Genomic DNA, 20,254 nt, shown 5'->3' with positions numbered 1-20,254 from the left:
GTTTGCTTACGTTTGCCGGCGTATTCGGCATCGGCGAAGGACATCTGTTTCATCGGGGCTCAACCGTTCTGTTCGTGTGAGGTGCGTATTTCACCAGATCGGGAAGTCTTTTTCAGAGTTTCCCTAAAGGTTTTTTACATTCCCTCAGCATCAATGGACTCATTTCAGGATTCGTTCAGAGGGCGTATCAAGAACCGGGAATAACATAATTCCAAGTCGCACTACCGACTGGCATTACCGACTGACTGGCTACCAACGACTACTTGACGAAGGTTTTTAAAAAACAAGATCAAAGCACACGTGCGGTTAACCTTCTTTAGCGCCAGCAAGAGAATTAAGAGAGGGCATATACTCGTGGTTCATCGGTAGAACCGACAAGAATGATGAGGAAACGTTGAAACATGCTTCCCCGAACCACTCTTTGACGTTGACCTGGTAATTATAGATGCAGTATCCATCAAGAATATATCGCGTGTAAGGCGCTCACTTTCCCACCACCTTCGCCGAGCTGGAGCGTGGTGCCAGTTGGCTGCTGCTCAGCGACACGGGTCCGAGGGTTCGCTCGGGCTGTCCTGACTGGCTGTTTTTGGCCGATGAACTCAAGGTCAATCATCAAGCGCAGCGCAATGCCGATGCCAAAGCCCAGGCAGTGATTGACCTGAAACAGCAGCTGTCCCGACGTGGCATCAGCCTGCTGGTGGTCATCGTTCCAGACAAGAGCCGCATCGCGTCTGCGCAACGTTGCTCACTGCACCGCCCAGCCTCTCTCGAAGGGCGCATCCAGGCCTGGTCCTCGAAGCTGAATGTGGGGGGTGTGTCGAATCTGGACCTGACCGACGCGCTGACACCACTGGGCGCCAATGCCTATTTGCGCACCGACACGCACTGGAGCGAGTCCGGTGCCAAGGCTGCAGCCGATGCAATCGCGCAGCGCCTGAAGACCCTCGGCATCAGCGCAACGCCACCCAGGTCGTTCAATGAAAGTCTTGCCCCACTCGCGGTGCGGCCTGGCGATCTGGTCCATCTGGCGGGCATCGACTGGCTGCCGCTCAAATGGCAACCCGCACCCGAAATGGTCGCCCAAACCAACACCCGCGAACTTCCCGCTGTGTCAGCCGACAGCCCTGACAATGAGGGAGACCTCTTTGGCGATGCCAACCTACCCAACACCGCGCTCATCGGGACCTCATTCTCACGCAACTCCAACTTCGCGGGGTTCCTGCAGCAGGCGCTGGGCGCCCCCGTGGGTAACTTCGCCAAAGATGGCGGAGCGTTCTCTGGCGCAGCAAACAGCTACCTCAACAACCCCGCCTTCAAAGAAACGCCACCCAAACACATCATCTGGGAGATCCCGGAGCGGGACCTGCAGTCGGCATACACCGCCCCCCTTGCGTATCGATCACTGCAATAGGTCCTTCACTTCCAATCGACCCGCAGACAGCTGTATCGCTGAGGGCCACGGTACCGACTCCGTCTCGTATGTATTGAGGCGATTTGTACGGTTACCAGTGCGGCCATCACCAAAAAAAACGATATCCAAGACCCGGATTAGCGTACTGGAAAATGTACGAATCGGGGCGTAGCACTGCGATGGCAGGTAGCGCCATCGCACTCCACACCTCCCAGATAGCGACCAGGTGCAAAAGAACCTGCCTCCATTTATTTCGCCCGCAGATGCAGATTTTCAGAACCCGGCGTCGTCAAGATAAACAACCGCTAAAATGTCATCCTATGGATCCACTAAAACAATAAAACATCAAGCCTGGCGATTATCGCCCAAAATAACCCCGAAAACAGACTGAAATAATTGACACCTATACAGCCGAGGAAATCTAATGGATCCATTAAAAAAATAATCACTAGCCTGGAGAGCCACCATGTACCCAAAAAACACCTGGTACGTTGCCTGCACCCCCGATGAAATTGCCGATAAACCCCTGGGCCGGCAGATCTGCGGCGAAAAGATGGTTTTTTATCGCAGCCTGGAAGGCAAGGTCGCGGCGATCGAGGACTTTTGCCCACACCGTGGTACACCGCTGTCTCTGGGCTACGTGGAAAACGGCAACCTGGTGTGCGGCTATCACGGACTGGTGATGGGCTGCGACGGCAAGACCGTGGCGATGCCCGGGCAACGGGTACGCGGCTTCCCCTGCAACAAGACCTTCGCCGTGATCGAGCGCTACGGTTTCATCTGGGTCTGGCCCGGCGAGCAGGCCCTGGCCGATCCGGCACTGATCCATCACCTGGAGTGGGCCGTCAGTGACCAATGGGCCTATGGCGGCGGCCTGTTCCACATCGGCTGCGACTACCGCCTGATGATCGACAACCTGATGGACCTGACCCACGAAACCTACGTGCATGCCTCCAGCATTGGCCAGAAGGAAATCGACGAAGCGGCGCCGGTGACCACAGTCGAAGGCGACGAAGTGGTCACCGCCCGACACATGGAAAACATCATGGCCCCGCCGTTCTGGCGCATGGCCCTGCGCGGCAACAACCTGGCCGACGATGTGCCGGTGGACCGCTGGCAGATTTGCCGCTTCTCACCTCCCAGCCATGTATTGATCGAAGTCGGCGTGGCCCACGCCGGCAAAGGCGGATATGACGCCGCGCCGGAGTTCAAGGCTTCGAGCATCGTGGTGGATTTCATCACCCCGGAAACCGACACTTCGATCTGGTACTTCTGGGGCATGGCCCGCAACTTCAATCCTCAGGACGAAGCACTGACCGCAAGCATTCGCGAAGGCCAGGGGAAGATTTTCAGCGAAGACCTGGAGATGCTCGAACGCCAACAGCAGAACCTCCTCGCCCACCCGACGCGCAACCTGCTCAAGCTTAATATCGATGCCGGCGGCGTACAGTCACGCAAGGTTCTGGAACGCCTGATCGCCAAAGAACGCGCGGTCGAACCGCAGCTGATCGCCACGGCCACCGCCTGACCCGAACGCGGCACCCTCGCGGTGCCGCGCCCTGCCCTTGCCTATGCCCTTTACCGAATAACCAGAAGTGAGCGCTCGCGGCGGCGACACTCCGAGGACCGAACATGATCGATGTGGTGGTGGTATCCCGTAACAACGAAGCCCAGGACATCTGCAGCTATGAACTGGCCAGCGTCGATGACAGCCCGCTGCCGGCGTTCAGCGCCGGTGCGCATATCGACGTGCACCTGCCCGACGGGCTGATCCGCCAATATTCCCTGTGCAACCACCCCGAGGAGCGTCATCGCTACCTGATCGGCGTGCTCAAGGATCCGGCCTCACGGGGCGGCTCGCAAAGCCTGCACGAACAGATCCACAGCGGCGCGCGCCTGCGCATCAGCGAACCGCGCAATCTGTTCCCCCTGGTCCATCAGGCCCGGCGCAGTTTCCTGTTCGCCGGCGGCATCGGCATCACCCCAATCCTGTGCATGGCCGAGCGCCTGGCCCACAGCGGCGCCGACTTCGAGCTGCATTATTGCGCGCGCTCCAGCGAGCGCGCGGCCTTTGTCGAACGCATCAGGCATTCGTCTTTTGCCGACCAGGTATTCCTGCATTTCGATGAGCAGCCGCAGACTGCGCTGGACGCGGCCAGGGTTCTGGCTACGCCCCAGGACAACGTACATTTATATGTGTGCGGCCCGGGCGGCTTCATGCAGCACGTGCTGGATACGGCCAGGGCAGAGGGTTGGCGGGAAGACTGCCTGCACCGCGAGTACTTCGCCGCGGCACCGGTGGACAGCAGCAACGATGGCAGTTTTTCAGTCAAGGTAGGCAGCACCGGCCAGGTCTTTGAAATACCGGCCGACAAGAGCGTGGTCCAGGTCCTGGAAAGCCATGGCATCGAGATCGCCATGTCTTGCGAGCAAGGGGTTTGCGGCACCTGCCTGACCCGGGTGCTGGAGGGTGTGCCGGAGCACCGCGACCTGTTCCTCACCGAGGATGAACAGGCCCTCAACGACCAGTTCACCCCCTGCTGCTCACGTTCGAAAACGCCGCTGCTGGTCCTGGATATCTGAGAGAAGTCACTCCGGGCGGAGAATCACCTTCATCCGCTCATCCGCCACCGCGGAACCGAAGATCTCGGCATAGCGCAGGGTCGCGTTGGCGTGCTCGCGCATGATCGCTTCCGCCCGCGCGCCCTGACGATTGACCAAGGCATCGAACACCGAATGGTGCTGCATGTGGGCGTAATTGAAGCGTCGGTATTCGCGGACCATGTCCTCACGATCCACCGCCAGCGCGGTCACCGAAGCGAACGGCAAATGGTCATTGCGCGCCAGCGCATCGGCGATCGCCGGGTTGTGGCTGCCTTCGACGATCACCTGGTGAAAGCGCATGTTGAGGTCGTGATAGACCTCAAGGTCGTCCTCGGTCACATAACCCTTGTCGAACAACTGGTCGCCCTGCGCTAGACACAGCTCGAGGGCCGCTCGCGCCTCATCCGACAAACCCCGTTCGGCGGCCTGGCGCGCCGCCAGGCCTTCGAGCACCCCGCGCACCTCGACCGCGCCAGCGATGTCATCGGCACTCACTGAACGCACCTGAAACCCGCGACCGCCAAAACGTACCAGCAGGCCTTCCTGTTCCAGGGTACGGAACGCCATGCGCACCGGCATCCGTGAGACGCCGAACAGCTCCGCTGTGGGAATTTCCATCAAGCGTTCACCTGCCGCCAGCTCGCCGGAGGCGATCATCTTGCGCAGCGCAACCAGCACCAATTGACCGGGCTTACTCATCCAGGCAGCTTCCAGAAAACGTGGGCCGCCATAGTACCGCAAGCCTTACGCCGGCAGCATACAGATAGCGGCTTGCTAGCAAATCGAGCGTCGGCCGGCCGCTCCTACAACGACAGCGGGTAGCTGACGATCAATCGGGTCTGGTCGAAATCGCTGTTGAAGCTGCGGCGGTTGGTGGCGTTGTTCAGGCGCACGCTGAGGCTCTTCAAGGTGCCGCTCTGGAAGGTGTAGCCCAGCTCGGTGTCGCGCTCCCACTCCTTGCCGTTGCTGCCGACCTTGGTGGTGGCGTTGTCGCCATGGCCGTAACGCACCATCGCCAGCAGGCCGGGAACCCCCATCGCGGCAAAGTTGTAGTCATAACGCGCCTGCCAGGAACGTTCGTCGGCATTGCTGAAGTTGCCGTTGAACATATCGTTACCCAACGTCCGGCCACTGCTGCCATACACCGACATCCACGGGCTGTCGCCGCTGACTTTCTGCAACCCCAGGTACAGGGTGTGGCCGCCAGTGGCCGCCGAAAGCAAGGCATAGGCGGTGCGGCTCTGGATCTCGCCGATGCGTGCGCGACCGTCATCCTTGTCGATGAAGTAACCGAGGTTGGCCCCCAACACCCAGTCGCCCACCGGCTGTTTATGCAGCAGGTTGAAATAACTCTGCTGATAGATGTCTTCCAGTTGCGAATGCCAGACCCCGATCAGGGTTCGCTGCTGATTGAAGCGGTATTCGGCGCCGGCGTAATTGAAACCATCGGACGTCACTCCGGGCGCGGCCCAGGCCGAGAGGTCCTGCATGTCCGAGGAGTTGCGCAAGCTCACCGATTTGTATTGGCCTGCCTGCAATCCCAGCCCGTTGATCTCCCGCGAGTCGAGCATCGCCCCACGAAAGGTCTGCGGCAGCAGCCGGCCGTCGTCGTAACGCAGCAGCGGAATGTCCGGTAACAACTCGCCGACCTTCAGCTCGGTAGCACTAATGCGCATTTTCGCAGCGACACCGGCACGCCCGAAGTTGTCCGCCGCCCGCCCATCGTCATGCACCGGCAGCAGCTCGGAGCCACTGACCGCACGACTGCTATCGAGCTTGACGCCGAACATGGCAATGCCGTCCAGACCAAAACCCACGGTGCCTGGGGTGTAACCGGAATTGAACTTGAGGATAAAGCCCTGAGCCCATTCCTCGACCTTGCTTTTGGCCGCACCCGGATCGCGAAAGTCACGATTGAAATAATAGTTACGCAGCAGCAGATCGGTCTTGGCTCCCTCGAAAAATCCGCCGTCTTCAGCCCAGGCCGGCAGGCCGACGCCCAAGGTCAACGAGGCCGCAGCCACCGAGCGCGCAAGGATGCAGTAAGGGGTGTTCATCATTATTGTTCTCCGCTTTTCATGGACACAGCCGTTCCCCGACAGGCCGCTCAAGGCCCGTCCATCAATGGCTGCAAAATGCCCGGCCAAGCCGGGCGTCAATCAACAGGTCAGCGCATCAGAAGGGATACTGACGCGGTGAGTGCTGCACGCCGATCCAGTGATCCCGGGTGAATTCGTCAATCGCCCAGTCGCCGCTGCCGGCGCAGATCGCCCGGCTGTTCATTGATGACGGCGGTCTGAAAATGCTCGAGCTGCCATTCCAGGTGGCCGAGTTCAACGCTTCCCTGAACTGGCACCCCAACAGCGACAGCTCCGCCGCCCTACGCTGGTTCTGTGCGACGGTCGCCGAAGCGATCATCAGCGGCCAGGCCTAGGCGCCGGCCATCGCTGGCTGGGCCTGGACCCGAGGCAGCTTGAGCAGCAACAGGCAACCAGCGGCAATCACGAAGACGCTGGCAAAGACCCCGTACAGATGCAGCGGCTGCCAGCCACCATCGAGCAGGAAGCCGGCCACGGTCGGCGAGAGGATCGCGCCGATGCGGCCAATGCCGATGCCCCAGCCGACCCCGGTGGCGCGCACCGAAGCGTCATAGACCACCGGCGACAGCGCATAGAGACCGGCCACGCAGCCGTTGGAGAACAGGCCGATCAACAGCCCGAGCCCCAGGGCCGCGGCAATCGATGAGCCGGAGCCGACAAACAGCACCAGCAGGCCCGCGGTGATCAACATGAACAGCGACAGCACCCGGGTCAGCGGCCAACGCGAAGCCAGGCCGCCGATCAAGGCGGCGCCGAAGATCCCGCCGACGCTGAGCAGCACCCCGCCAGTGATCCCCTGCTGCGCCGACAGCCCGGCGGCCACCAGCAGTTTCGGGGTCCAGCTCATGACGAAATAGAAGCCGAACATCACCAGGAAAAACAGCAGCCAGATCAGCAAGGTGGTGCGGCGCATGGCGGGTGCCAATAGCTGGCCAAAACCGCTGGGGGCGCCGGGTTGTTTGAGCACCGGTGCCGGCAATTGCTCCAGCGCCGGTTGCCCCAGGCGGTGGGCCAGACGATTGATGCGTGCCAAGGCATTGGCCGGGCGACGGGCGAGAAGAAAGTCCAGGGATTCGGGCAGCCACAACAGCACCAGGGGGATCACCAGCAAGGTCACCACGCCACCAAACAGGAACACTGAACGCCAGCCCCAATGGGTCAACAGCCACACCGCCAATAAGCCGCCCAGGGTGGCACCCAAGGCATAACCGGTGGATTGCAGACTGACCGCCAGACCGCGCCAGCGCTTGCTCGAATACTCGCTGGCAATCACGTTGCTGCTGGCCAGGATGCCGCCGATGCCGAGGCCGGTGAGACCACGCAGCAACGCCAGTTGCACTGGCGTCTGGCTCAGGGCCGAAAGCAGCATGCCGAGCCCCGAGAGCGCCAGACAGAACAGGATCAGCGGACGCCGCCCGAAGCGGTCGGCCCAGGGCGCGATAAACAGCGAACCTGCGGCCATGCCGAACAGGCCGGCGCTGAGCAGCAAGCCGATCTGCGCCCCACCGAGGCTCCATTCGGCCGACACCGAGGCCGCGGTGAAAGCCATCACCAGCACGTCGAAGCCGTCGATCATGTTCAGGACAATGCAGATGCCGATCGCCAGGCATTGAAAGGACGTCATCCGTCCGCTGTCCACGCGGTTTTTCAGATCGAGCGTCATGACAGGACCTCCGCGCGGCGAACCGGCAGAGACGAGAGAGAAAACAGCAACGTGCACACGGACAGGTGGCGGACGGAACCCGGGCAGTTCCACGCCCTTGATAAGCCATTCATGACGAAACCCTTCTTGTGGTTTTTATCGGGGACGGTCAGGAGGGCTCCTGCCATCGCCAGGGCGCTAATTAACCCGCTAATGGATCCACAGACAAGTGGCGCTGACTGTGGATCCACCGATAAACAGGTCCAGACCGTTGAAAATAGAGAAGGGTTATTTGATATTGTGTTTACTTATCAATAAGTTATAAAAAATAAATTTCACGAATATTTCCGTTCGATTATCGACCAACCACAAGCAATATGGGCTTCCTGGGCCCTTCAAGGTATTTACCCGTTGATCAATCGCCATTAATGGATCCATTGAGTATTGTATGCCCTGACCCCTTCAGACAAACGCCAAGGCTGCCCGGGCCGCATCTATTGCGGCCATGTGCTGCGCCACCCGGGACGGCAGGTAGTTGAAAAAGAATCCGGCGCTTTGCAGCTTGCCGGCTCGCAACGGATCACCCTCGGGCAGCGCCCTGGAGACTCGCGCCGCCCGCGCCCAGGCCAGGGCCAGCAGCGTCACGCCGCACAACTGGAGGAAATCCCCGGCGGCCCGATAAGGGTACTCGCTGTCCTCCAGCGACCGCTCGCGCACCTCGCTGACCAGCGCCTCAAGCGAGTCGCAGAGGCTGCCCAATTGCGCCGCGAACGCTGCGCACTCCGGCAATTCGGCGCCCGACCCGGCCTCCTCGCGCAGCACCGCCAGCAGCAGGCCGAAGGCACGGCCCTCATCGCCCAGCACTTTGCGCAGCAACAAATCATTAGCCTGAATCTCGTTGCTGCCCTCGTAGATCATGGCAATGCGGCTGTCGCGCAGGGTCTGCTCGATGGCGAACTCCGCGACGTAGCCGTAACCACCGAAGACCTGCAAGGCATTGCTGGCCTGACGAAACCCCTGCTCGGTGAAAAACGCCTTGATGATCGGCGTCAACAGCTCCGCCAGTTGCCCGGCACGCTGCCGTGCGTGCGGATCCGGGTCATGTTCGGCCTGATCCAGCAGGTGCGCCGCCCAGTAGCCGATGGCGCGCAGGCCTTCGCTGGTGGCGCGCAATTCGAGCAAGGTGCGGCGCATTGCCGGGTGGTAGTGGATCGGGTCGGCCACCCGCGCCGCGACGCCTTCAGGCCGCAGCGGCGCACGCATCTGCTGGCGCTCGGCGGCGTAGGTCCGCGCGTTCTGCCAGGCAGCTTCAGCGTGACCGAGGCCTTGCAGGCCGACATGCAAGCGCGCCGAGTTCATCATCACGAACATCGCCGCCAGGCCGCGATTGACCTCACCGATCAGCCAGCCTTGGGCGCCATCGAAGACCAGGGAACAGGTGGCGCTGCCCTTGATACCCATCTTGTGTTCGATGCCGTCGCAGCGCACGGCATTGGCTTGAGCGTCATCCAGGCGCTTGGGCACCAGGAACAGCGAGATGCCGCGACTGCCGGTTGGCGCTCCCGGCACCCGGGCCAACACCAGATGCAGGATGTCTTCGGTGAGGTCCTGCTCGCCGCCGGAGATGAACAGCTTGTTGCCGACCAGACGGTAACTGCCATCGCTGTGCGGCTCGGCACGACAACGCAGCAAGCCGACATCGCTGCCGGCCTGGGGCTCGGTCAGGCACATGGTGGGCAAGGTTTCGCCACTGACGATCGGCGCCAGATAGCGTTCGCGGATCCACTGTGGTGCATGGGTCTTGAGGCATAGATAAGCGCCGTGAGCGATACCGCTGTACATGGCCCAGGCGTGGTTGCTGGCGTAGAGCATTTCCTGCAGCGCGGCGTCCAGCAACTGGGGCAACCCCTGACCACCACTGGCTTCCTCACAAGCCAGGGCCGGCCAGCCACCCTCGACGTAGGCCCGATAGGCCTCGGCAAAACCATCAGGCGTGGTGACCCGGCCCTCTTCAAAACGGCAGCCCTGGCGATCGCCGCTGCTGTTGAGTGGTGCCAGCACACCGGCGCTGAAACGACCGGCCTCTTCCAGCACCTGTAGCGCCAAGGGCAAGTCCAGGGTGTCGAACGCGGGAGTCCGGCTCCAGACCTGAGGCGCCTGTAACCAGTGTTCAAGGATGAATTGCATGTCGCGCAGCGGCGCCTGGTAGAGCCACATGGCCCACCTCCTGTCGTCGAAAATAGGAATGTGCGTCAGAGCGCAATAGCAGGCTGATGCTCAGCCCTGATACGCCGGGTTCTCGATCAGCAGCGCCATGCCCTGCCCGCCACCGACACAAGCAGCGGCGATCCCGTAGCGCAGGTTGTGCTCGCGCAGCTGCCGGGCCAGGGTCATGACCAGGCGCAGGCCGGTGGCGGCCAATGGGTGCCCGAGGGCCAGCGAGCCGCCCTGGACGTTGAGCCGCGAGCTGTCCAGTTCCAGCTCTTGGGCCACGGCCAGCACCTGTGCCGCCTGGGCCTCGTTGATTTCGAAACGGCCAATGTCGTCCAGACTCAGCCCGCTGCGTTGCAGCAACAAACGGATCGCCGGCGCCGGGCCGATACCCATGAACTCCGGCGCCACGCCAACCACCGCGCTCGCCAGCAGGCGCGCCAGTGCCGGGCGCGTGCAGGCCGATGCGCGGCCCACCAGTGCCGCCGCCGCGCCATCCACCACGGCGCAGCTGTTGCCCGCGGTTTGCACACCATTGGCATGCACCGCACGCAGCCGGGCCAAGGCCGGTAGATCCGTGAGCCGTGGATGACTGTCCTCGTTCACTGCGGTCACCCGACGCGGCAGGCTGATGCTCCGCGGCTGATAGCCGTCGAGCTCGAACACTTGATTGCCGACTGCAACTATTTCCTGGGTCCAGGCCCCCGAGTGTTGCGCCGCCAGAGCGCGTTGATGGCTGGCGCAGGCGTAGCGATCCACCGCCTCGCGACTGAGGCCATGACTCCGGGCCAGGTTGTCGGCGGTGGCGATCATGTCCAGCCCGGGCGCCGGGTCGTACAAGGCCTCCCAGAGAAAGTCCTTGAACTGCACCCCGGCTCCAAGGCGAAAACCGTCCCGGTGGGTGTAAGCGGCAATCGGGTTACGCGACATGGATTCGGCCGCCACGCACAGCGCCAGTTGCACCCCGTCGTCCAGCTGCCTGGCCGCTTGGCGCAGGAGTTCGAAACCGGTGGCGCAGATGCGCTGCACCCCCAGCGCCGGTACCGCTTGCGCCACGCCGCTGTACAACCCGATATGCCGTGGCAGCAAGTAGGCATCGAAGCTGGCCTGGGCCATGGAGCCGGCCAGCACGCTGTCCACCGCCCCCGGATCGACGCCAGCCCGGGCCAGCACTTCACGCCCGACCTTGATCCCCAGATCGATCGGCGAGACCTGCGCCAGCGCGCCACCGAGGTCGACCCAAGGCGTACGCACGGCGTCGAAAATCGCCACATCGGCAAAGGCGGAGTACTGCCCGGCGCCGCTCACGGCTTGGGCCCGGCATGCAGGATCGACGCGTCTTCGCCGCGATACAACGCCTCAACTTTGGCTGCGCGCCACTGCAAAACCGCGCGTTGGTTGATCGAACCCTTGTCGGTGATTTCGCCGCGATCGATGGACGCCGGCTCGTCGAGCAAAGCGATCCACTCCAGGCGACTGGCATTGCCGGTGGCTTCGCGATTGAGCCGTTGCAGCCAGTCGGCAAACCACTGGCGCACCGGCACGCTGGCCAGGACCTCGGCGTCACTGGCGTCCGCGCCCAACCCCGACAGTCGTCGGCATTCGTACAATCGCGCAAACACCAGGGCGCCCAGGCATTCACGATCCGGCGCGGTCACTACCAGGTCCAGGACATAGGGCGAACCTTCGAGCACCGCGCGGTTGCGCAAGGGCCCGACGCTGACAAACACCCCGGAGGACAGCTTGAAGTCTTCGGCGATGCGCCCGTCAAACATCAACCCCAGTTGCGGGTCACGCGGGTCGGCGAGCTTGAGCGCATCACCGGAACAGTAAAAGCCCAGCTCGTCGAACACCTCGGCGGTCTGCTGCGGTGACCGCCAGTAACCGGGCATGATGTGCGGCCCACGAAAGCGCCCTTCCAGCTTGCCGTCCGCCGGCACCAGGCGCACCTCGCAACCCGGCGCCGGCAGGCCGATGTAACCGGCCATGGACAACGGCCCGGTGGTAAAGGTGCAGGACGGCGCGGCCTCGGTCATGCCGAGCCCGGCCATCATCCGGATACGTTCGCCACAGTGTTGTTCGGCGACCCGGTCGAGGCGATCCCAGACGCTTTGCGACAGGCCTGCAGCGGCGAAGAAGAACAGGCTGATGCGCTTGAAAAAACACTCCCGCAGCTCCGCGTCCTGTTCCAGGGCCGTGACCAGTTCTTCCCAGCCCTTGGGCACGGTCAGGTAGGCAGTAGGGGAAATTTCCTTGAGGTTGCGCAGCGTTTGGGCGAAGCCCTGGACCGTGGGTTTGCCATCGTCCAGGTAAAAGGTGCCACCGTTGTAGAGCACGATGCCAACGTTGTGGCTGCCGCCGAAGGTGTGGTTCCACGGCAGCCAGTCCACCAGCACCGGCGGCTCCTCGCCGAACACCGGGAAGGTCTGCAACAGCATCTGCTGGTTGGCGCAGAGCATGCGTTGAGTGGTAATCACCGCCTTGGGCAATTTGGTCGAGCCCGAGGTGAAGAGAAACTTGGCGATGCTGTCCGGGCCGGTGGCTGTGAAGGCGCAATCGGCCTCGGCACCGCCGGGTTGTTCCAGCAGGCTGGCAAAACTCGCTTGACGGCGTCCCGGTACCTGACCACGCACGGTGATCAGCGGTGTCTCGGCTGGCAGCACTGCGTCGATCGCCCGGTGGTAAGCTGCGGCGTCGCTGACGAACACCAGGCCCGGTTGCAGCAGATCACAGACATGCCGCAGCTTGGCGAAGTCCTGGGACAGCAGCGAATAGGCCGGCGATACCGGGCAATAGGGAATGCCGGCATACATCGCGCCGAGGGCCATCTGCAAATGCTCGATGTCGTTGCCCGAGAACAACGCCAGCGGTTTCTCTGCCGATAGCCCATAACTCAACAGGCTCTGGGCAACGGCGCGAACGCTTTCCAGCATCTCGGCGTAACTGACCCGGCGCCAGTCACCACTGGCCTGGCGCGCGGCGATAAAGGTTTGCTGCGGGCGCACCTGTGCCCAATGCACCAGGCGGTCGAGCAGCCGCGTCGGCAACTCGGCCAACAGTTCCAGGGAGCGCATGTGCAGCACGCCCTGCTGTTCTGTGACCTCGACCGCCGCGCGACCGATGGACACCTGGCGATAGCGCGGCGCGCTGGCCTCGGCGTGGGATGGCGATCTGAATTCGGAACTCACGTGTTTGTCCTCCATCAAGGCACGCTGACACCGAGCCACACAGGGGTGACTCGCGGGTAGCGTGGCAGCCGGTGGCTGCAGCCTTGTTATTGTTATTTCTGCCTTGCACGCGGGCCGCGCGCTTCCAGGGAAGCCGACGCCCGACGCGGCGACGCATGTTCAGATCGGGTAGTGCCGCGGCCCATTCTGCAAGGTGACCCAGCGTAACTGGGTGAAATGCTCGATCGACGCCTTGCCGCCAAAACTGCCATAACCGCTGGACTTGACCCCGCCGAACGGCATCTGCGCCTCGTCGTGCACGGTCGGTCCGTTGATGTGGCAAATACCCGACTCCATCCGTTGCGCAAGGGCCAGGGCACGCCCGGCATCACGGCTAAAGATCGCCGCCGAGAGTCCAAATTCGGAGTCATTGGCCAGACGCAGCAGCTCTTCATCGCCCTCCCCGCGCAGCAATACCGCCACCGGGCCGAAGGACTCTTCGCGGTACAGGCGCATGCTCTCAGTGACGCCGTCGAGCAGGGTCGGCTGCAGGATGCTGCCGTCCAGTTGCCCGCCGACCACCAGCCGCGCGCCCTTACCCAGGGCATCGTCGATCAGCCCCTTGATGCGTGTCCCGGCACCAGCATCCACCAGCGAGCCGAGCACCGAATCCGCCGCACCAGGGTCGCCGGCACGCAAGGTAGCGACCTTGGCCGCCAGCTTGGCGACAAAAACATCGGCGACCTTGGCGTCGACGATCAGACGCTCGGTGGACATGCAAATCTGCCCCTGGTTGAAGTAGGCGCCAAAGGCGGCCGCCTCCACCGCAGCATCCAGGTCGGCATCATCGAGCACCAGCAACGGCGCCTTGCCGCCCAACTCCAACAAAGCCGGTTTGAAGTGGCGCGCCGAGAGCTCGCCAACGATGCGCCCGACATGGGTCGAACCGGTGAAGTTGACCCGACGCACCGCCGGGTTGGCGATCAGCCGCTCAACGATGGCCGCGGCATCCGCCGGGGCATTGCTGATGACGTTGACTACGCCATCGCCCAAGCCTGCGTCCTGCAATACCTGGCCGATCAAGCGGTGCACCGCAGGGCTCAGCTCGGAGGCCTTGAGCACCACGGTATTGCCGCACGCCAGCGGCATGGCGATGGCGCGGGTGGCGAGAATCACCGGGGCATTCCAGGGCGCAATGCCCAGCACCACGCCGCAGGGTTGGCGCAGCGCCATGGCAAAGCTGCCGGGCACATCGGAGGGGATCACTTCGCCGTTGATCTGGGTGGTCATCGACGCCGCTTCACGCAGCATGTTGGCGGCCAGGCGCACGTTGAAGCCGTACCAGTTGGCCATGGCGCCGGTCTCGCCGGCGGCAGCGATAAATTCTGCGCTGCGCGCCTGCAACTGGTCGGCGGCGGCCAGCAGGCGGGTACGGCGTTCGTTGGGCGCCAGCGCAGACCAGACAGGAAACGCCGCTTTGGCCGCGGCCACGGCGGCGTCGGCATCTTCCAGGGTCGCGGCGGCAACCCGCGAAACTACTTCGCCGGTCACCGGGTTACGGCGCTCGAAGGTTCGACCGTCGCGGGCGGGGCACGACTGGCCGCCGATCAGCAGGGGCACGTCCAGCATGGTGATTCCTCTTTATTTTCTTTATCGGGAATACGTTCGAGGGGTGTCACAGTAGCGCCAAGGCGCCTGAGCGAATAGCTGGCGGGGGCTCGATCACCGCGCCAGCTCGCTGCCTGACTTCTATGCCGGGCTTCAGCGCTTGTACGCCTGCAAACCGGGCTTGATGCTCTTGTCGTCGAGGAACTGCTTCATGCCCTGCTCGCGACCGCCCTCGGTGTCCAACAGGCGCGACTGATCGAGCTTGGCGTACAGGTAATCCTCGTTCTGCTCCCAGGTCAGTTCGCGGCAGCGCTTGAAGCCATGCTTGGCAGCACGCAGCACCACCGGGTTTTTCTCCAGCAGGTTGCGCGCCAGCTCGACAGTCACTTCGCGCAGTTGCGCCAGCGGTACACTTTCGTTGACCAGGCCCATCTCGGCGGCTTTCTGCCCGTCAAAGGTCTTGCCGGTCATGATGTAGTACAGCGATTGGCGATGGCCCACGGTGTCGGCCATGGCCTTGCTCACCAGGTTGCCCGGCGGAATGCCCCAGTTGATCTCCGACAGGCCGAAGGTCGCTTCGTCCGCGCAGATCGCCAGGTCACAGGCAACCAGCGGGCTGAAACCACCGCCGAAGCACCAGCCGTTGACCATGGCAATGGTCGGCTTGGCGTACATGCGCAGCAGCTTCCATTGCCACTGAGAGGCTTCGCGGCGGATTTTTTCCTGAAGGATTTCCGGCCCGGCATCCACTTCGCGGAAATATTCTTTCAAATCCATGCCAGCGGTCCAGGCCTCGCCGGCGCCAGTCAGCACCAGCACGCCGGCGTCGGCATCCTGTTCGAGTACTTCCAGCACCTCGATCATTTCGCGGTTCAGGGTCGGGCTCATGGCATTGCGTTTTTCCGGGCGATTGAGGATGACCCAGGCGATGCCGTCTTCGATTTCGACCTTGACGGTTTTCCAGCGACCTTCGTAGTTGCTCATGGTGATGCTCTCTTGTTCTTGGCTTGAAGATGAGTAAAAACTAAACCGCAAATATAGTTATGTCAATTAACTATTAATTTGATTAATCAATATTTTCCCCGACTTGGAGTAAGTACCTCCAGCACCCACTACGAAAAGCCGTCATAGCCATAGCTCGCCAACCCCGGCAAACTAGATAGCCTTCTTAACCTCCACCCTTTGAGGATTGCACTGTCAATGGCCAAGCCATCCAACATCGCCGACGCCCGCCAGGCCCTGCCCGACAGCGTCGAGGTGCAGGCGCCACTGGATTCGGCACTGGACGACCTGATCGGTTATGCCATGCGTCGCGCTCAGCTCAAGCTGTTCCAGAACCTGATCGGCCGGCTCTCGGCCCACGACCTGCGCCCCGCGCAGTTCTCGGCTCTGGCGATCATCGACCAGAACCCCGGATTGATGCAGGCCGACCTGGCCCGGGCGCTGGCCATCGAGCCACCTCAAGTAGTGCCGTTGCTGAACAAGCTGGAAAGCCGCGCGCTGGCGGTGCGGGTGCGCTGCAAACCGGACAAGCGCTCCTACGGGATCTTCCTCAGCAAGACCGGCGAGACCCTGCTCAAGGAGCTGAAGCAGATTGCCGCCCAGAGCGACCTCGACTCCACGGCGGCACTCGACAGCCGGGAACGCGACGAGCTGCTCAGGCTACTGAAGAAGGTTTACCAGTCATGAACTGAAACACCCGCGTCGGCACGCCCCAAAGTGACGGCCGGCGCGGTGTTCTCAGGCAGCGAGCGCTACCAGATCGGCAAGGTGTAGACCACCAGGAAGCGAGTCTGGTTTTCATCGCGAAATGCCGTACCGCTGGGGAAGTCGTTACGGTAGATCGACTTGCGCGCCAGCAACCCGACGTTCTTCAAGGGGCCGCTCTGGATCACATACCCCAGCTCCATCTGGAACTCGCGCTCCTTGCGGTCCTCGGCATTGAAGGCCGCCAACTCGATGTTGTCGCCGCGCACATAACGCAGCCGGCTCTTCAGGCCGGGCGCGCCGGACGCCGCGAAGTCATAGTCATAAATGGCTTGCCAGGTGCGCTCCTTGGCGTTGAGAAAGTCCGAACTCATGGTCAGCTCGCTCATGCCCATCAACTCGGTTCCCGAGATGTAAGGCGTCGCCGTATCGCCACTGGAATGCATGTAGCCGAGGCTGAAACGGTGCCCGCCCAGACGGTAGCCGAACAACGCCGAGAGGTTGCGGTTGTCGACTTCCCCGGCCTTGGCGCTGCCCGCCTCGCGGCTGAAGAAGCTGCGCAGATCACTGGTCAGCACCCCATCGCCCAACGGCAGGTTGTGCAGCAGCGCCAGGGTGTCCTGCTGGTACAGGTCAGCCACTTCAGCGTGGTAGGCGCGCAGACTGAGGTCCTTGTTGACCTGGTAATCACCCCCCAGATAAGCCAGGTGCGAGGTGGTCGCCGCGCCATTGAAACGCCGGTTGGGCGAGGCGATGCTCATCGACTGATAGTCAGTGGAGTCGCGCTTGTTGATCCGGTCGATGTAACCGGTGTTGAGGGTCAGGCCGTCGATGTCCCTGGAGCTGATGGTGGTGCCGCGAAAGGTTTGCGGCAGCAGGCGCGACGGACTGGCGAAGGCAAACGGCAGGAAGATCGACACATCACCGGTCTTGACGGTGGTTTCGGCAAAACGCAGCTTGGCCGTCGGGGCCAGGCGCGAGTATTCATCCGCCGCGCGCTTGTCGCTGGCCGACACCGGCAACAGCTCGGTGCCGCTGCGGTCCGGCGAGGAGTCGAGCTTGACTCCCAGCAGCCCCCGAACATCCAGGCCAAAGCCCAGCGGCCCCTCGGTAAACCCCGACTCCATATTCATGATGAAACCCTGAGCCCATTCCCGGGCCGCAGTTTTTGCCCCGTCATCCTTGTAGTCGCGATCCAGGTAGTAATTACGCAGGGTCAGGGTGCCGTGGCTGTCCTCGACAAAGCCCTGGGCCAATAGCTGAGTAGGGAAAACGCTCAAGCCGAGCAGCGCCAGAACGAGGCCTCGGTTGTTGCCAGACATAGACGGGGCTGACGCGGCCGAAACGGCGTCCGTGGGGAATTTTGGCATGTTCGATGTCCACTTATTGTTGTTTTTTGACGCTGACCGAGCGCGCTGCAGAAGGGTCCGCGGACAGAGAATGGAAACACTCGAGGGCGTTCGTCAATCGTCAATGACCGATAATCGAACATTAATAAAATTATCTATTTTTTAGTTGCATATGGATTGATAACTCAATCTATTGTTTTTAAAGGGTTTATTTGAGTTTTAAAGGCAAAACAAGACAGTATTCATTTTTTAGTTATATTTGTTATCTTAATAGCCAGCAGCCACAAGAGGGCGATCTCCGGTTCCCCCGAGGTGCTCACCCGGCTCGACACAACAACAAAAACAAAAATGAGGTTTGCCCATGGACAGTCCATCGCGTCGTTCGACGCTGACAATCGCTTTGTGCTTCATCGTTGCGCTTATCGAAGGGTTCGATCTGCAGGCGGCCGGAACGGCCGCGGCGGGTCTGCGCCAGACCTTTGTCCTGGACCCGAAGATGATGGGCTGGGTGTTCAGCGCCGGGATCATCGGCCTGTTGCCCGGAGCCTTTTTCGGCGGCTGGATCGCCGACCGCATCGGCCGCAAGAAAATCCTCGTCAGCGCCGTGTTGCTGTTCGGCGTGTTCTCTCTCAGCACCGCCTATGTCGACAGCTACTCCAGTCTGTTGCTGGTGCGCTTCATGACCGGTCTGGGCCTGGGCGCCGCCCTGCCCAACCTGATCGCCCTGTGTGCCGAGTCCGTCGGCGAACGTCACCGCAGCACGGCCATCAGCGTCATGTACGCGGGCGTGCCACTGGGTGGTGCACTGGCGGCCGTGGTCGCGATGTTTTCCAGTGAACACTGGCAAACCACCTTCATCATCGGCGGCCTGGCACCCTTGCTGGTGGTACCGCTGATGGCCCTGCTACTCCCCGAATCCACCGCCTTCCGCCAGCAACATGCCACAACTGGCAGCCCAAGGCTGTCTACTGGCCAGGCGCTGTTCGGCGAAGGCCGCGCACGCACCACCCTGGCCTTGTGGCTGAGCTACTTCTTCACCCTGACCGTGATGTACATGCTGCTCAACTGGCTGCCGTCACTGCTGCTGGAACAGGGCTTCAGCAAACCCCAGGCGGGCGTGGTGCAGATGTTGTTCAACATAGGCGGCGCCCTCGGCTCGCTGCTCGGCGGCCTGCTGCTGGATCGCTGCAACGGTCTCAAGGTAGTGCTGTTCGTGTATGCCGGGTTGCTGGCGGCGCTGGCCGGGGTCGGCCTGTCGGTGGGTATCGTGCCAATGGCGATCGCCGGGTTTGCCGCCGGGCTGTTCGTCATGGCCGCGCAACTGGTGCTCTACGCCTTGGCGCCGCCTTCCTACCCGACCGCAGTGCGCGCCACCGGCGTCGGCGCGGCCGTTGCCATCGGCCGCCTGGGCTCGGTGGCTGGCCCCTTGGCCGCCGGGCAGATCCTCGCCGCCGGTGCTGGCACTGGCGGCGTGTTACTGGCGACATCGCCCGGACTGGTCATCGCTGCTATGGCAATACTCACCGTCATCTCCCGGTCGATGCAGGCCGAGAGTCTGAAGTCCGCGCCAGTGCAATAGCCTGGGGCCTGAGCTTGAATGAAGCGCTGTCGGAAAGGGATCACCCTGCTCAGCGCTTCTGTGACAATCCATCCCTATCGGTACGTGTGCAACCGCAGGCTTGGTGAGTACGACAACATCGAGATCTGACGCGGAAAAAGAGGCCGAAGCCTCTTATATCAATGCAAAACTGATCCCCGACGCTGTGCTCCCGATCTTTCTCTGGAGCCAGCACCTTATGATGCGACCCGACGCCAAATTGATGGCCCTCCTCCCTATGACCCGCTAGCTTTGCATGCAAAAAACAGGCGCCACTATGTCTATCACCCGGCCAAAGGCAACTCGTACACGTCATACTGGTGGCGGATGACTCTATTTAGAACAGGATCCTCCAGCTCATATTCAAAGCGCGAACCCGAACGGACACCTCCGATAGTTGCAAAAGTTCCGCTGTACAAAACCGCCCCTTCCGGCAGTACATGATGGCCACTCATATATCTGTCAATCAGAGTCCCAGGTGGCAAAATCTCATCCACCCTCCCTTGTTGATATAGGTAACGACACTCGCCGACCGTAATATAGGATCGCAACATCAACTCATCCCAATGAGGCGCAACATCCTCGTAGCGCCAGAGTTGAGGTGCAATCGACTTGTCATAAACCTGTTTTGCTGCCGCCATACAAAAAGTCTCAATCCTATTGTCGGAGTGATCTGAGCCGACACCGACATACAGTGTGTCTTCCGATTGAATCATCACAAATTCAACCTCACCGCTAGTGTGCTGTCTCAGAAAAAACGTTCTCTTTGGACTGTGATGCCATCGCCTCTCGCGCACGCTGGATCTTGCGCAAGATGTCTTCACCTTTTGCATTCCAGACGTATAGGCTTGGCTGAGCA

The 20,254-nt window shown here is 61.8% G+C and carries 14 protein-coding genes and 3 pseudogenes; 6 read left to right on the top strand and 11 right to left on the bottom strand.

The genetic code is table 11. From position 1 onward, the window contains the following. Window positions 1-502 precede the first annotated feature (502 nt). The 3 genes and pseudogenes from ACZYSM_RS27795 to ACZYSM_RS27785 form a co-directional block, all read left to right on the top strand. Window positions 503-1,411, top strand: a pseudogene (locus ACZYSM_RS27795) (alginate O-acetyltransferase AlgX-related protein); the annotation flags it as partial. A gap of 466 nt (window positions 1,412-1,877) precedes the next feature. After that, complete coding sequence (locus ACZYSM_RS27790) at window positions 1,878-2,939, top strand: Rieske 2Fe-2S domain-containing protein (RefSeq protein WP_489076674.1); 1,062 nt, start codon at window positions 1,878-1,880, stop codon at window positions 2,937-2,939. Window positions 2,940-3,043: 104 nt separating this feature from the next. Then, the gene (locus ACZYSM_RS27785; RefSeq protein WP_489076672.1) at window positions 3,044-3,994 is read left to right on the top strand and encodes a PDR/VanB family oxidoreductase; all 951 of its coding nucleotides are present in this window, start codon (window positions 3,044-3,046) and stop codon (window positions 3,992-3,994) included. Between the two features lie 6 nt (window positions 3,995-4,000). On the opposite strand, the gene ACZYSM_RS27780 is transcribed toward ACZYSM_RS27785, so the two are convergent. Continuing rightward, window positions 4,001-4,714, bottom strand: a complete 714-nt coding sequence (locus ACZYSM_RS27780; RefSeq protein WP_489076670.1) for a GntR family transcriptional regulator — start codon at window positions 4,712-4,714, stop codon at window positions 4,001-4,003. Between the two features lie 104 nt (window positions 4,715-4,818). Beyond that, window positions 4,819-6,075, bottom strand: coding sequence for an OprD family porin (locus ACZYSM_RS27775; RefSeq protein WP_489076668.1), 1,257 nt, complete (start codon window positions 6,073-6,075; stop codon window positions 4,819-4,821). A 194-nt stretch (window positions 6,076-6,269) separates the two neighbouring features. Here ACZYSM_RS27775 and ACZYSM_RS27770 point away from each other — a divergent pair. Then, window positions 6,270-6,449: pseudogene (locus tag ACZYSM_RS27770) on the top strand (LysR family transcriptional regulator); the annotation flags it as partial. On the opposite strand, the gene ACZYSM_RS27765 reads toward ACZYSM_RS27770, so the two are convergent. The 6 genes from ACZYSM_RS27765 to ACZYSM_RS27740 all read right to left on the bottom strand — a co-directional run bounded on the left by ACZYSM_RS27765 (window position 6,446) and on the right by ACZYSM_RS27740 (window position 15,726). Further along, window positions 6,446-7,777 (bottom strand): MFS transporter, encoded by a 1,332-nt coding sequence (locus ACZYSM_RS27765; protein ID WP_489076666.1) that lies wholly within the window; start codon window positions 7,775-7,777, stop codon window positions 6,446-6,448. The pseudogene ACZYSM_RS27770 and the gene ACZYSM_RS27765 sit on opposite strands and share 4 nt — an antisense overlap. A 441-nt stretch (window positions 7,778-8,218) precedes the next feature. Continuing rightward, window positions 8,219-9,973, bottom strand: a complete 1,755-nt coding sequence (locus tag ACZYSM_RS27760) for an acyl-CoA dehydrogenase family protein (protein ID WP_489076664.1) — start codon at window positions 9,971-9,973, stop codon at window positions 8,219-8,221. 60 nt (window positions 9,974-10,033) lie between these two features. Continuing rightward, a complete protein-coding gene (locus ACZYSM_RS27755; protein WP_489076662.1) occupies window positions 10,034-11,275 on the bottom strand; it encodes a thiolase family protein in 1,242 nt (413 codons plus the stop codon). Then, the gene (locus ACZYSM_RS27750) at window positions 11,272-13,155 is read right to left on the bottom strand and encodes a feruloyl-CoA synthase (RefSeq protein ID WP_489076660.1); all 1,884 of its coding nucleotides are present in this window, start codon (window positions 13,153-13,155) and stop codon (window positions 11,272-11,274) included. The genes ACZYSM_RS27755 and ACZYSM_RS27750 overlap by 4 nt, the downstream gene beginning before the upstream one ends. Before the next feature lie 159 nt (window positions 13,156-13,314). Further along, window positions 13,315-14,763, bottom strand: coding sequence for an aldehyde dehydrogenase (locus ACZYSM_RS27745; RefSeq protein WP_489076658.1), 1,449 nt, complete (start codon window positions 14,761-14,763; stop codon window positions 13,315-13,317). Between the two features lie 132 nt (window positions 14,764-14,895). Then, window positions 14,896-15,726 (bottom strand): p-hydroxycinnamoyl CoA hydratase/lyase, encoded by an 831-nt coding sequence (locus ACZYSM_RS27740; RefSeq protein WP_489076657.1) that lies wholly within the window; start codon window positions 15,724-15,726, stop codon window positions 14,896-14,898. Between the two features lie 216 nt (window positions 15,727-15,942). Between ACZYSM_RS27740 and ACZYSM_RS27735 the strand changes: the two genes are divergently transcribed. After that, on the top strand, window positions 15,943-16,431 hold the full coding sequence (locus ACZYSM_RS27735) for a MarR family winged helix-turn-helix transcriptional regulator (protein WP_489076655.1): 489 nt from the start codon (window positions 15,943-15,945) through the stop codon (window positions 16,429-16,431). A gap of 65 nt (window positions 16,432-16,496) precedes the next feature. On the opposite strand, the gene ACZYSM_RS27730 is transcribed toward ACZYSM_RS27735, so the two are convergent. Next, entirely contained in the window at window positions 16,497-17,819 is a 1,323-nt protein-coding gene (locus ACZYSM_RS27730; RefSeq protein WP_489076653.1) for an OprD family porin, read from the bottom strand. A gap of 340 nt (window positions 17,820-18,159) precedes the next feature. Here ACZYSM_RS27730 and mhpT point away from each other — a divergent pair, with 340 nt between their 5' ends. Continuing rightward, entirely contained in the window at window positions 18,160-19,377 is a 1,218-nt protein-coding gene (mhpT, locus tag ACZYSM_RS27725) for a 3-(3-hydroxy-phenyl)propionate transporter MhpT (protein ID WP_489076651.1), read from the top strand. 302 nt (window positions 19,378-19,679) lie between these two features. Here the strand turns inward: mhpT and ACZYSM_RS27720 are convergent, their stop codons facing one another. Together ACZYSM_RS27720 and ACZYSM_RS27715 are read right to left on the bottom strand one after the other, a co-directional pair. Continuing rightward, complete coding sequence (locus tag ACZYSM_RS27720) at window positions 19,680-20,111, bottom strand: DUF2848 family protein (RefSeq protein WP_489076649.1); 432 nt, start codon at window positions 20,109-20,111, stop codon at window positions 19,680-19,682. A 19-nt stretch (window positions 20,112-20,130) separates the two neighbouring features. Next, window positions 20,131-20,254, bottom strand: a pseudogene (locus ACZYSM_RS27715) (IS630 family transposase); the annotation flags it as partial.

The organism is Pseudomonas sp. F220 (assembly GCF_057813935.1).
Note: the sequence above shows the minus strand (reverse complement) of the source record. Positions and strands in the feature narration are given on the sequence as shown.

Bases quoted from the DNA above. Each gene is read 5' to 3' on its own strand.
- ACZYSM_RS27790 (WP_489076674.1), top strand. From the start codon at position 1,878: ATGTACCCAAAAAACACCTGGTACGTTGCCTGCACCCCCGATGAAATT.
- ACZYSM_RS27775 (WP_489076668.1), bottom strand. From the start codon at position 6,075: ATGATGAACACCCCTTACTGCATCCTTGCGCGCTCGGTGGCTGCGGCC.
- ACZYSM_RS27745 (WP_489076658.1), bottom strand. From the start codon at position 14,763: ATGCTGGACGTGCCCCTGCTGATCGGCGGCCAGTCGTGCCCCGCCCGC.
- ACZYSM_RS27765 (WP_489076666.1), bottom strand. From the start codon at position 7,777: ATGACGCTCGATCTGAAAAACCGCGTGGACAGCGGACGGATGACGTCC.
- ACZYSM_RS27760 (WP_489076664.1), bottom strand. From the start codon at position 9,973: ATGTGGCTCTACCAGGCGCCGCTGCGCGACATGCAATTCATCCTTGAA.
- ACZYSM_RS27780 (WP_489076670.1), bottom strand. From the start codon at position 4,714: ATGAGTAAGCCCGGTCAATTGGTGCTGGTTGCGCTGCGCAAGATGATC.
- mhpT (WP_489076651.1), top strand. From the start codon at position 18,160: ATGGACAGTCCATCGCGTCGTTCGACGCTGACAATCGCTTTGTGCTTC.
- ACZYSM_RS27730 (WP_489076653.1), bottom strand. From the start codon at position 17,819: ATGCCAAAATTCCCCACGGACGCCGTTTCGGCCGCGTCAGCCCCGTCT.
- ACZYSM_RS27735 (WP_489076655.1), top strand. From the start codon at position 15,943: ATGGCCAAGCCATCCAACATCGCCGACGCCCGCCAGGCCCTGCCCGAC.
- ACZYSM_RS27720 (WP_489076649.1), bottom strand. From the start codon at position 20,111: ATGATTCAATCGGAAGACACACTGTATGTCGGTGTCGGCTCAGATCAC.
- ACZYSM_RS27740 (WP_489076657.1), bottom strand. From the start codon at position 15,726: ATGAGCAACTACGAAGGTCGCTGGAAAACCGTCAAGGTCGAAATCGAA.
- ACZYSM_RS27785 (WP_489076672.1), top strand. From the start codon at position 3,044: ATGATCGATGTGGTGGTGGTATCCCGTAACAACGAAGCCCAGGACATC.